The following is a 12021-nucleotide window of genomic DNA, read 5'->3' as shown; positions in this document are numbered from 1 at the left end:
CCGGTTCCGGCCCAGCCTGCATGGAAAGGAGTCCACGTGGATCGGCAAGAGGGAAAGCCGAATCGTCCGAGCCTGATCTCGGGAGCCGAAAATCGCTCCGGTAGCGCCGCGCCTGCGGGACGAATCCTAGCAGACATGGAAAGCCGGAAAGAGCGGCCGGCCGCGCCCGGGCCATCGCGCCGGATCGCGCCGATCGTGCTGGTCGCCGGTGCCGCCGCGGTGTTTTTCGCCAGCGCGTATTTGCTGTTGCGCGGCGACGAGGGAGCGTTCGATCCGTCGCCGAAGCCCGCGATCGTCGACAAAACCCCGACTGCGCCCGCCGTCGCCGCACCGGTCGCGCCCACCCGCGCGGCGCCCGCCCCCGCCGCGACCACGCCGGCCAAGATCGTGCTCGACGACGATCCGGCCGACGCCAATCCCTTCAGTGCCGGCGATCCGTCGCCCGCGCACCAGCCCGGCCCTAAACCCGCACCGGCAACGCCCGCGCCCAAACTCGTGGCGTCGGCGGCGCCGCCCAAGGCCGCCGGCAAACCGGCGATCGCGTCCGCCCGCACCGGCACCGCCGCCAGCAAACGCGGCGGTTCCGCGAAAAGCGATGAAGACGGGTTGATGGCCGCTCTGCTCGGCAACATCGACGCCGACGCGCAATCCGGCGGCAAGCGCACGGCCAAACCGCGCAACGGCAACGCCAAGGAAGACCAGGATGCGCTCGAGCAGTTGATCCGCAAGGTCAACGCCGAAAACGCGGTCGTGGCGAAGAAGGCCGCGGCCAAGCCCGTGACCAAACCCGCGCCCGCGCCCAAGGCGAACGCGACCCCGGCCAAGAGCGCGGCGACGAAAACCGCTGCGACGCCGCCGGCCAACCCGGTCCAGACCAGCCTGCGCAAATGCCCGAAGGCGAACACCACCAAGGGCCTGCAGTGCCGGCAGAAGGTCTGCGCCAAGTACGCCGGCCAAGACCCGGCCTGTCCGGTGTGAACCGACCAGGCCGGGGTATCTGCGGACGTTGCCGTTAGCTCCGGCCAGGGCCATCCGCCTGCGATAGTCATCGATCGGATTGTGCTTAAGCTGGTTTCGTATCTGCGCACCAAGTTCGCCATCGCGCTTCACGACGGTGATGGTCGTTCGTCTGTTACGCCGGAGTTTCGAAGGATTCGCTCGCGAACGCACACCCGGCCGTGCCAACCGGCACGGCTCCCGCGTTCGCCACATCAATGGGCAGGCGCATGCAAGAGTCCGACTATCGCCGCAACACCGACGAGCGAACCGCATGGGGCTGGAGGGGCTTCGCATTGGCCGCGGTCGTGTTCATCGGCATCGTCGGCGCGGCCGGCGGCACCGCGTACCAGATCGGCAAGCAGCAGGCCGCGGCCGACGAGCGCAACAAACTCTCGGCCGAGCGCGCGGCCGTGACCGAACGCCAGATCGCGCAGGCGCAGGTTGCGCAGATCGTCGCCGAACGCAACGCCTTGCGCGATCGCGTGCTGGAGCTGGAAACCCAACTGCTCGCCGAGCGCAGCGCGCAGCCGCAGCAACAAGCCTCGCTGCGATGCATCAACGGCGAACTGGTAGTGCGGCGCGGCAACAGTTGGTCGTCCGCGGGGCATTGCTGAAACCGCGAGTTTTCCGGGATCTTTCGCTCAGCCCGCGCTGTCGGGACATGCAGGACTGGATCGCACCGCGAACAACGCAAGCGCACCATCAACGTGTCGCATCGTCCAATTCGAAACTCAGGCTGGAAAACACCGTCTCGTAGTCGGTTTCGCTCGACGCCGGCAATGGCTTGGTCCAGATCACGTTGAGCAACCAGCGGCCCTGCGCGGGCATGGCGAACTCGGCGCGGCCTTCGGCGTCGGTGTAGCGGGTCGCGAACGGCTGGGCGTCGTCTTCGAGCCGGGTCAGCTTGACCAGGGCGCCGGCGAGCGTGCGGCCTTCGTAGAGCACGCGCAGCGGCAGTCGCGACGGTCGCGGATGCGCATACGGATTCTGATCGAGCACGATTTCCAGCGGCAGGCCGAGCGGCCGACTCAACATCGTGCGCCACTGCGCCGGCGTCGTCGCGTCGCAGGCGCCGACCCGCACGATCGCCTTGCTGCGCCGGCTGTAGTTTTCCGAGCCTTCGGCCTGCATGCGCCCGTTGCGCTGGCGATCCTGCAAGGCCGGCGTCAGCCCTTCGGCCCGCAGGTAGTCGTTGAAACGAATCGCCGGCAGATGGCTCTGCGCGCGCGCATCGGTTTCCAACACCAGCTGGTAGCCGCCGGCCGGCAGTTCGAAGTCGCCATCGCTGGCCTCGCCGGGATGCAGACGCCCGCGCAGGTCGATGCTGTGTCCGTCCGCGGCGACGGCCGCGAAGCGGGTGATGCGACGCAGGCCGATCTTCGAACGCTGGCGGTCGCTGCCGTGGCCGACTTGCAGGGTCAGTGCGGTCGGCGTGTCCGGCGCGATCCGGTAGCGTTCGGGCTGGATCCAGAAATCGTGGGCTTGCGCGGCCGTGGCGAGCGTCGACAGGCCGACCGCCAACGCGATGCCTGCGCCTTGCGATCTCGCGCGCCGCGGCCAATCGATAGCGAACATGGATTACCTCTATTCGAGATGATCGGGCAGATAGCCCGGTGTGACCGGCAGCCACGCCAGCGTTGCGGCCAATACCGCGACCGCGAGCAGCCAGCTGCAGACGACGTTGACCGCGGCCGCGACGCCGCGATCCACCAACCATGCCGCGGGCCACGACAGCAGCAGCCACGGCAGCGCGCGCAACAGGCCGATGCCGTCGCCCTGCCCCGACACCGCGACGCCGCAGCACAGGCCCGTGCCCAGCGCGAGCAGCGGTGCGATTTTGGGCGCGAACCTTCGCAACGCCGCAGCCGGCAGATACACACTCGCCGCGCATACGACGACGCCGAACCAACAGACCTGCGTGACCTCCCGCGCGATCATCGCAATCCACGCCTGGCGCATGCCGTATGCGCTCACGACCAGCACGATGATCGCCGCGACGGCGGCGAGCGCCGCGCTCGTCCACCTCATTCGCAGCGGCGCGAATGCCAGCGCCAGGCCGCATGCGGCGCAAAGCAACGAAGGCGCGAGCGCATCGGCGTTCAAGCGATGATCGCCGACCACAGGTAAAACGCTCCGACCAGCCCGATCGCCGCGCCCAGCGCACGGATGAGCCACACATGGCCCTTGCGCAACGCGCCCTCGCCCAGGCCGATGCCGAGCACGTGCAGCAATCCGGTCGCGAACACGAACCCCAGGCTGTAGCCGACCGGATCGGCCGCCGACGGCAATTCGCGGCCGTGCGCATAGCCATGGAACACGGCGAACAACGACACGATCGCGATCGCGAGCCACGGCGGCGCGCGCCATGCCGTCGCGATGCAGCCGCCGAGCACCAGCACCGACAAGGCGATGCCGAATTCGACCGGCGGCATCGGCAGCGCGAACATGCCGGCCACCGCGCCGGCCACCATGAGCAGCGGAAACACCACCGGCAATGCGTACCGCAACGGCGGCCCCAACAACGCGCCCCAGATACCCACGCAGACCATCGCGAGCAGATGATCGCCGCCGCCGAACGGATGAGCGAAGCCCGAGGCGAAACCGCCGGCCAGCCCGGTGCCGCTGTGCGCCGCGGCGTCACCGGCGAACAGCGACAACGACAACGCCGTCAGCGCATGCAAGTGTGGTGCGTTGAAGCGCGCGGCGCTCATCGCGGATACCCCGCCGCATCGGCCGGCGCCAGGAACGGGAACTGCGAGATCGAATGCACCTTGTCGTCGCGCTCCACGCCGTCGTCGACGCGATCGGTGCTCGCATCGACCAGCAGCGAACGGTAGACGTTGATCGCGCCGACATTCGGCGTGCGCCCGCCGCAGTCGCGACGCCAGGCCTTGTTGTGTCGATCGAACTGCGCCAGTTCGACCGCGAACGGCCGCGCGCAGACCTTGGACGCGCTGTTGATCCACAGCCGATCGTCGGCGAGCAACTCGGCCAGGGCGCGATACGGCGACGACGGCGGCGGCGGCGCGCGCCGCGCCAGCCATTGATTGCCGCAGCGGCCGTCGAAGCCGTCGTACAGTCCCAGCGATTTCTCGATCTCTGGCACGAACGGCGCGCCGGTGGCCGGGGTGGCGGCGTTGTAGCGCTCCTTGAGCGCATCGCTGACCTCCTCGCCGTCCAGCGTTCCCAGCAGCGCATTGCCGGTCAGGGTGCGGCCGGCGCGGTCGATCTGGCGTTCGGGCGACACCGTCGCCGCCCATACCGCGAGTAATTTTCCGCCGCGATTCACCGCGTCCAGATCGACCTGGATCACGATCGACGCCGGGGTCCAGCCGGCGAGCAGGTTGCGCGCCGGGCCGCCGTCGGTGTGTTTCCATTGTTCGAAGATCGCATCGGAGGTCGCGCGATCGAACTGCGGGCAATGCGCGGCATCGACGGCGGCGCCGCGTTTCAAGGCGGCATCGGCGACGTTGTAGGCCGCGCGCGTGCCCTTGACGTTGTTGAAGAACGGATCGTCGCGCAGGCCGGCGAACACGCGAAAGCGGTGCTGCCGGCTCCACAGGCCTTGCTCGTTGCTGGCGTCGCCATGGGCGCGGTCGATCTCGCCGAGCGCGCAGTCGGCGCGTTCGGGCGCGGCGAAGCGGCAGCCGATCCGGGTGGTCTTGCCGGTTCCGCCGAAACGCTTGACGCTGTCGATATGGAACACGTAATCGAGCTTGTCGGAGAAGCCGTGTCCGACGATGGTCATGACCAGATTCAGATGGCGGCCGTCGGGCGCCATCCATGCGTACAGGTCGCCGATGTCGGCACGCGGGTCGGCGATCACGCTCGGCGAGTCGAGATGATCCGAGGCGCTGGCGGCCTGCCCGACCGAGGTCGCGAACAGGCCGATGGCGAGCGCAGCGGCGGCGAAGCGCCGGCGGGAGACGGGAAATCGCGATGGGTCGGACATGGGATCGGCGCCTGGCGGGAAGGCGCTCAGTAGAGATTCGGCGGCGGCGGGCCGCTATCGGAATCTTTAGCGATCGTAGGGTGTGGCGCGGCGGTCCTCGCCCAGACGCCTGCCCGTTCCGGCGGCCTGGGCCGCGCCTGCCGGGATCGACCCGGCATCCGGCCGCGGCGCGACCCTACCGTCGCGCCGCTGTTCGCATGACCTTCGCGGCTGGCGAGCGCTAGTGGCCGTGCCGGCCGATTTGCGCCGGCTGCACGTCGATGTCCATGCCCTGCGCCTGCACGATCGGCGGCGTCTGCGCGGTGGGCGCGATCTCACGGGCCTCGCGCGAGCTGACCGCGATCGGCTTGTCGATCGCCGCCCGCACATCGACGCCGGCCCATTGCATCGCCTCGCCCTGCCCGCGCACCGCGAACAACTTGTCCGGTTGCTGGAACAGCACGCTGTCGATCGCCGGCAGATGATTTTGCTTGGCCGCGACGGTCAATGCGGCCGAGGCGTTGTCGAGTTGCTGCTCGCCGAGGTTCCAACCGTACTGGCCGTTCAACGCGCCCATCTGCTGCCGCGCCTGGCCGAACAACGCGTGATCGGGATTGCGCTCGTCGTTGAGCCGGTAATGCGCCTGCGGCGTATGCACCGGCGCGTCGTCGCCGAAGGTCCGCGGCGGATGCGCGTTGCGGTCGAGCATGCCGCGCAGGTCGTCGAGCGCGTGCTGCTCTTGCTCGGTCACCGGTCCGTGCTCGATGAAGGCGCGGTCCTCGTCGGTCTCGGGCGCCTCGCGGTCGCGGTATTCGCCGTGCGCATCGAGTTCCCACTCGTGCGAGCAGTTCGCGCTGCGGCTGACCAGGCGAAGATTGCTGGTGTCGTTGTACAGGTTCAAGGCTTCGGCCTTGCTGATCGAACCGCCGGATTGCTCGACCCGCTCGCGCGCCACGTCCTCGAACGGCCGGACGTGGTCGATATCGAACGCGTCGCGGGTCACCAGTTGCCGGGTCACCGGACACTGGAACAGATGCACGTTGCGACGCGAACCGTCCTCGTCGGAGACCATTTCGACCGAGCCGGCGTAATGCTGCGACAACTGGTGTTCGAACCACTTGCCCTGCACGCGGGTATCGAAACTCAATGTCGAGCGGCCGTCTTCGAGCGTCCACGGCTGATTGAGCGTGGTGGCGGTACGGCGGGCGGCGTCGCGCTGCGGGTCGAAGGCCGGATGCGCTTGGTTCGGGTCGTAGCGGAAATGCTGGTCGGACCAGTTGCGCCATGCGTCCGAATCCAGGCCCTGTTCGAGCGCGCGCTCGGCGCTGGTGCGGGCGCGATTGATCACCCCGGGCAGCGCGCGCAGGTTGCCGACGTCGTTGTAGGCCTGCTGGGCGTCGGCCATGCTGAGCGTGCCGACATCGCGCAGGTGCTGTTTCCACGGCTGCACATGGTCGATGTCGAGCGCTTCGGCGGTATGCCAGGTATCGCTCTCGCGATTGCGGTACAGCAGCAGATTGTGCTGGCCGGCGCTGACCGGCACCACGTCCATGTTCGCGCTCGCCCAGTCGTTGCGCATGTAGTGGACGGTCGAATCGTAGAACGCCAGGCCGGTGCGGCTGGCCTCGGGATTCCAGGCGCGCTGCTGCAGGTCGGGGCCATGCACGGGCGGCTGCAGGTCGTCCCAGGTGGCAAGCCGCACCTGGCCGCCGCCGCTGAGGGTCTGTTGGTAGGTTCCCATTCGATGGGGGTCCTCTGGCTTTGATGTCTGCACAAACGCGATAGGCGCAGGCGGGCGGCCACGATGTCGCGCGATGCGGGTGTTCTTGCGATTCGCATTGGCGAGGTCGCGGCGATCCGTGACGAACGCCGAAATTATTTGCCCGCGCGCCGTGCGTTCGCGATGATCGAGCGAGGTGGCTCGATCCTATTCAACTTGATTCAACTCGATTCCACTAACCCAGTTCGCGCAGAATCGCCTGGTTCTTGCCCATCCGCTTGGCTTCGTAAAGGGCGAGGTCCGCGGCCTCCAGCAAGGTTTCGTGCGACTCGACATGGCTCAGCGAGCAGGTCGCGCCGCCGACGCTGACGGTGACCCGCTCCAGCGGCGCGCCGCGGTTGGGAATGCCGAGTTGATACACGCTCGTGCAGATCAGGTCGGCCACGAGCTTGGCGCCGTCCATCGAGGTCGCCGGCAGGATCAACGAGAACTCCTCGCCGCCGAAGCGCGCCGCCACGTCGGCCGGACGATGCGCGCAGCGCTGGATTTCGCTGGCGACGGTCTTGAGCGCCTCGTCGCCGGCCAGATGGCCGTAGACGTCGTTGTAGGCCTTGAAGTTGTCGACATCGATCATCAGGATCGAGAAATCGCGGCGTTCGCGCGCGGCGCGGCGCCATTCCTGATCCAGGTAGCGGTCGAGATAGCGCCGGTTATTGAGCCCGGTCAGGCCGTCGACATCGCTGAGCCGGCGCAGGGTCTCGTTCATTTCCAGCAGTTTCTGCTGGCTTTCGTGCAGCGCTTGATACGCCAGATCGCGCTCGACCTGATTGAGGTAGGACTGCGAGTAATGGCGCACCCGCGCGATCAGCTCGATCGGATCGGGCAGCTTGACCAGGTAATCGGTGGCGCCGGTCGCGAACGCCTGGCTCTTGACCGCCGCATCCTCCTTGCTCGACAGCACCACGACCGGCACGCTGCTCAGGCCCGGATGCAGCTTGTACAGATGCACCAGGGTCATGCCGTCGACATCGGGCATGATCAGGTCCTGCATGATCACCGTGGGCTGCAGCGATTCGGCCATCGCGACCGCGTCGCTGGCGGAGCTGCAGTAATGGAAATCGATGTCGCGTTCCTTGGCGAGCGCGCGGCGCACCGCCTCGCCGATGAAAGGCTGGTCGTCGACCAGCAGCACGACGATGCGGCGTTCGTGCGGCAGTCCCGCGGGACGGAAGCTGGGAGGCAGGGTCATGAGCTTGCATTCCTGGTGTCTCCGAAGAGGGATTCCAACTTCGAAGCGATTCGATTCAACGGAAGAATATCGACCGCGGCGCCGCGGTCGGCGGCGGCCTTGGGCATGCCGTATACGGCGCTGCTGGCCTGATCCTGGGCGATGGTGTGATGGCCGCGCAGACGCAGCGCCTGCAGCCCCTTGGCGCCGTCGCGGCCCATCCCGGTCAACAGCACGCCGACGATGTCGCCGGTCCAGTTCGCATTGATGCTGTCGAAAAAAACGTCGACCGAAGGGCGATACGGCTGATCGACCGGATCGGGCGTGTACGCGAGCGCCCCGCCCTGTTCGAGGATCAGATGCTCGTTGGTACCGGCCAACAGCACCGTGCCGGCGAGCGGGCGGTCGCCGGGCATCGCCAGCCGCACCGGATTGGGCGAGAAACGGTTGAGCCACTCGGCCATGCTCAAGGCGAATTTTTCGTCGATGTGCTGGACGATCACGATCGCCGCCGGAAACCGCGCCGGCAACCCGCCGAGCAGATCGGCCAATGCGGCCGGGCCGCCGGCGGACGCGCCGATCGCGACCAGGCGCCGCGCGCCGGGGCTGCGCACCAGCGGCGCGCGTACCGGCTGCACGGGCGCATCGCCGATCAGGCGGCCGATCAGATCGATCTTGGCCAGCAGTTGCCGCACCCCGACCGAATTGTCGACGCCGAGCGAAGGAACGTCGGTGGCGTCCATCGCGCCGTGGCCCATGGCTTCGAACACCAGCGGCGCGTTGCCGCCGACGCTGGCGGTCACGATCAGGATCGGGCACGGGCTCGCGGCCATGATCCGGCGCGTGGCTTCGACCCCGCCGATGCCGGGCATCAGCAAGTCCATCAGCACCAGATCGGGAACGTCCTGCGCGCAGCGCTCGACCGCCTGCTCGCCGCTGGACGCGGTCCAGGCCACGCTGTGTTCGCCGCGCAGGCCGATCGCGCGGCGCAGCGCCTCCACCACCAGGGCCAGATCGTTGACGATGCCGATCCTCATGCCGAGGCCTCGCCGATCAAGTCGACCACCGCCTGCAACAACGCCTCTTCATGGAACCCGCCCTTGGTCAGATAGAAATCGGCGCCGGCGTCGAGACCGCGGCGGCGGTCTTCCTCGCGGTCCTTGTACGACACGATCATCACCGGCAGCGTGCGCAGCCGGGGATCTTTCTTGATCAGGCCGACCAGTTCGATGCCGTCCATGCGCGGCATGTCGATATCGGTGACCACCAGGTCGAAATGCCCCGAGCGCACCGCGTTCCAGCCGTCCATGCCGTCGACCGCGACCTCGACCGCATAGCCGCCGTTCTCGATCAGCTTGCGCTCGAGTTCGCGCACGGTCAGCGAGTCGTCGACCACCAGCACGCGCTTGCGCGTCACCGTCTGCGCGTGGTCGTGATAACGCAATTGGGTCAGACGACCGGTGGAGACCAGGCGTTCGACCGAACGCACCAGATCGTCCACGTCGACGATCAGCACCGGCGTGCCGTCGTCGAGCAAGGCGCCGGCGCTGATGTCCTTGACCTTGCCGAGCTGGCCGGGCAACGGCTGCACGACCAGTTCGCTGACGCCGATAAAGCGTTCGACCGCCAGCCCGTATTCGTGCCCGCCGCTGCTGGCGGCGACCACGATCACCTGCAGTTGCTCCGGCGAGGTATGGGCTTCGGCGCCGCCGAGCACCTGCGCCGCCGACACCAGGCCGATGCTGCGCGCGTTCAATTGAAAATGCTGCCGCCCTTCCAGCCACTGCACCTGTTCGCGCGGGACCATCGCGGTGCTGCTGATCTGGGTTAGCGGGAACGCGTACGGCTCGCCGCCGATCTCCACCACCAGGCCGCGCAGCACCGAGGTGGTCAACGGCAGATGCAGCTGGAAACGCGAACCGCCGCCGGGCCGCGACGACAGCCGCACGCTGCCGCGCAGTTCCTTGACCATGGTCTGGACCGCGTCGAGGCCGACGCCGCGTCCGGAAATCTCGGTGACCACCTCGCGCAAGGTGAAGCCGGGCAGGAACAGGAATTCCATCAGTTCGGCCGGGCTCAATCGCGAGGCGGTGTCCGCATCGGTGAGGCGGCGCACGACGACGGTCTCGCGGATACGCTCCAGGTCGATGCCGCGGCCATCGTCTTCGATCACGATTTCCAGCAGGCCCGAAACATGATGGGCTTCGAGCCGGATCGTGCCGGCCTCGGGTTTGCCGGCGGCGCGACGCGCCTCGGCCGATTCGATGCCGTGATCGACCGCGTTGCGCAACAGATGCGCGAGCGGCGCTTCCAGGCGCGCGAGCACGTCGCGGTCGACCTGGGTCTTGGCCCCGGCGATGTCGAGCTGCGCCTGCTTGCCCAGTTCGCGCGCCAGATCGCGAACCATGCGCTTGAACCCACGGGTGCCGTCGGCGAACGGACGCATATGGCTGGACAGCGCTTCGTCGTACAGCCGATGCGCGACGCTGGCGGTGCGGCGTTCGAACAGGTCGAGCTGGGCGATGCGATCGGCCAGCAGGCGCTGCGATTCGGCGATCTGCGAACGCGCCTGGGCCAGCAGCGCGGCGGCGTGTTGATCGCGCGCCAGGCCGGGCGCGACCTCGGCGAGCCGATCCAGCGCGATGGCGCTGTCGCGTTGCAGGCGCTTGAGCCGTCCGAGCGAATGGATGTACGGGTCGAGCCAGCGCGAGGCCACCAGCGATTCGCCGGCCAAACCGAGCAGGCGGTTGAGACTGCGCGCGGTGATGCGCAGCACCCGTTCTTCGCCGATCGCATCGCTCACCGCGTCGTTGCGCGCCGGTTCGGTCGGGGACGATTCGATCTGGGACGCTTCGCTCCGGGGCGACCGGGCGAGCGGCGATTCGACGCGCGGCACCGTCGCCTGCGCGGATTCGCGCGGCGGACTGACGCCCGAGCGCAAGGCCTCGGCCAACACCTCGCAGTAGCGCCTGGCCTCGGGCGCATCGTCGCGCATCCACGGCTCGGCCTGTTCGGCCGGCGTGGCGGCGATGCGGCTGAGCAGATCGACGCCGTTGAACAAGGCATCGATCGCGGCATGATCGAGGACCAGGCGATGTTCCTGCGCCGCGACCAGGCAATCCTCCATCGCGTGCGCGATGGTCACCGCCGCCGACAGGCCGACCACCCGCGCCGCGCCCTTGACCGAATGCGCCGCGCGCATGCACGACTCCAGTTGCGCGGCGGCGTCGGGCTGGCCTTCCAGCACCAGCAGGCCGTCGGTCAGCAACTGCGCCTGCCCGTCCACCTCCATGCGGAACAGGTCGTGCAGCGAATAATCCCGCAGGTCGCCCGTGCTCATCCCAACCGCCGATTGATTGCGCTGAGCACTAGGCCGTCGTCGAGCAATCCCACGCTGCGGTTTTCCATCGCCAGCACGCCGGTGCTGAAGGCCGCGCTGGCCAGGGCGACGGTGCCGGGCACCTCGCCGACCAGCGCCGGATCGTAGCGATGCGCGCCATGCACTTCGTCGGATTCGAACGCCAGCCGCTGATCCTGCAAGGACAGCACCACCAGCCGCCGGCCCAGCACGCCGGCCGCGCTGGCGGACGAGCGCTCCGGATCGGCCCGCGCCGCATCGATCTGCAACAAGGATTCGAGCGCCACGCACACCGTGAGCTGCCCGCGCACGTTGACCAGGCCGCGCACCAGGCCTAAGAGGTGCGCGCAGACTGTGGATCGGGCGGGCACTTCGTCGACGATCGCGCGGGGAACAGCGAGCGGGTCAGCGGACGCGCGGGGTCGTCGGCAGGCGATCGCGAGTGGTCGCCTGCGGTGGCGCCCCGGGGCGGGCGCGCGGGGCACGTTTGACCAGGCCGCGCACCAGGCCTTCGCGACGGTGCGGCAGACTGTGGATCGCGCGCGGCTCCAGCACTTCGTCGACGATGGACGCGGGCAAGCCGAGCCATTCGCCACGCAGGCGGAACACGAACAGCGAGCGGGTCAGCGAACGCAGGTCGTCGGCCTTGGCCGCGACCTCGCCGGTGGCGCGGTGCAGCGCCTGCGGATCGGGCGCGCGGCCGAGCAGTTGCGCGACTGCGCTCGCCGAAGCCTCGATGGCGGGATGATCGGTCATCGATGCGGTCCTATCGGCTCGCCGCCGCG

General features: G+C 68.4%; 12 protein-coding genes. 2 read left to right on the top strand and 10 right to left on the bottom strand.

The features are described 5' to 3' along the window. Positions 1–135 precede the first annotated feature (135 nt). Positions 136–978: a hypothetical protein gene (locus tag KME82_RS12815; RefSeq protein ID WP_215498854.1), complete on the top strand. Its 843-nt coding sequence runs from the start codon at positions 136–138 to the stop codon at positions 976–978. 248 nt (positions 979–1226) lie between these two features. Next, complete coding sequence (locus KME82_RS12810) at positions 1227–1613, top strand: hypothetical protein (protein ID WP_215498853.1); 387 nt, start codon at positions 1227–1229, stop codon at positions 1611–1613. An 88-nt stretch (positions 1614–1701) separates the two neighbouring features. Here the strand turns inward: KME82_RS12810 and KME82_RS12805 are convergent, their stop codons facing one another. From KME82_RS12805 to KME82_RS12760, 10 genes are all read right to left on the bottom strand, one after another. Beyond that, complete coding sequence (locus KME82_RS12805; RefSeq protein WP_215498852.1) at positions 1702–2574, bottom strand: DUF4198 domain-containing protein; 873 nt, start codon at positions 2572–2574, stop codon at positions 1702–1704. Between the two features lie 9 nt (positions 2575–2583). Further along, complete coding sequence (locus KME82_RS12800; RefSeq protein ID WP_215498851.1) at positions 2584–3102, bottom strand: hypothetical protein; 519 nt, start codon at positions 3100–3102, stop codon at positions 2584–2586. Then, positions 3099–3710, bottom strand: a complete 612-nt coding sequence (locus tag KME82_RS12795) for a HupE/UreJ family protein (RefSeq protein WP_215498850.1) — start codon at positions 3708–3710, stop codon at positions 3099–3101. Before KME82_RS12795 ends, KME82_RS12800 begins: the two co-directional genes overlap by 4 nt. Beyond that, a complete protein-coding gene (locus KME82_RS12790) occupies positions 3707–4951 on the bottom strand; it encodes a DUF4331 family protein (protein WP_215498849.1) in 1245 nt (414 codons plus the stop codon). The genes KME82_RS12795 and KME82_RS12790 overlap by 4 nt, the downstream gene beginning before the upstream one ends. A gap of 220 nt (positions 4952–5171) precedes the next feature. Next, complete coding sequence (locus KME82_RS12785) at positions 5172–6671, bottom strand: XVIPCD domain-containing protein (protein ID WP_215498848.1); 1500 nt, start codon at positions 6669–6671, stop codon at positions 5172–5174. Between the two features lie 214 nt (positions 6672–6885). Further along, on the bottom strand, positions 6886–7899 hold the full coding sequence (locus KME82_RS12780) for a GGDEF domain-containing response regulator (RefSeq protein ID WP_215498847.1): 1014 nt from the start codon (positions 7897–7899) through the stop codon (positions 6886–6888). Beyond that, complete coding sequence (locus tag KME82_RS12775) at positions 7896–8915, bottom strand: chemotaxis response regulator protein-glutamate methylesterase (RefSeq protein ID WP_215498846.1); 1020 nt, start codon at positions 8913–8915, stop codon at positions 7896–7898. Before KME82_RS12775 ends, KME82_RS12780 begins: the two co-directional genes overlap by 4 nt. Next, complete coding sequence (locus KME82_RS12770; protein WP_215498845.1) at positions 8912–11218, bottom strand: hybrid sensor histidine kinase/response regulator; 2307 nt, start codon at positions 11216–11218, stop codon at positions 8912–8914. The genes KME82_RS12775 and KME82_RS12770 overlap by 4 nt, the downstream gene beginning before the upstream one ends. Beyond that, positions 11215–11607, bottom strand: coding sequence for a chemotaxis protein CheW (locus KME82_RS12765; protein ID WP_215498844.1), 393 nt, complete (start codon positions 11605–11607; stop codon positions 11215–11217). Before KME82_RS12765 ends, KME82_RS12770 begins: the two co-directional genes overlap by 4 nt. Before the next feature lie 34 nt (positions 11608–11641). Further along, complete coding sequence (locus tag KME82_RS12760) at positions 11642–11992, bottom strand: chemotaxis protein CheW (protein WP_215498843.1); 351 nt, start codon at positions 11990–11992, stop codon at positions 11642–11644. Positions 11993–12021 lie beyond the last annotated feature (29 nt).

The sequence above is a fragment of the Lysobacter capsici genome, assembly GCF_018732085.1.
Lineage (GTDB): Bacteria > Pseudomonadota > Gammaproteobacteria > Xanthomonadales > Xanthomonadaceae > Lysobacter > Lysobacter capsici_A.
This window is presented reverse-complemented; position numbering and strand designations above follow the sequence as displayed.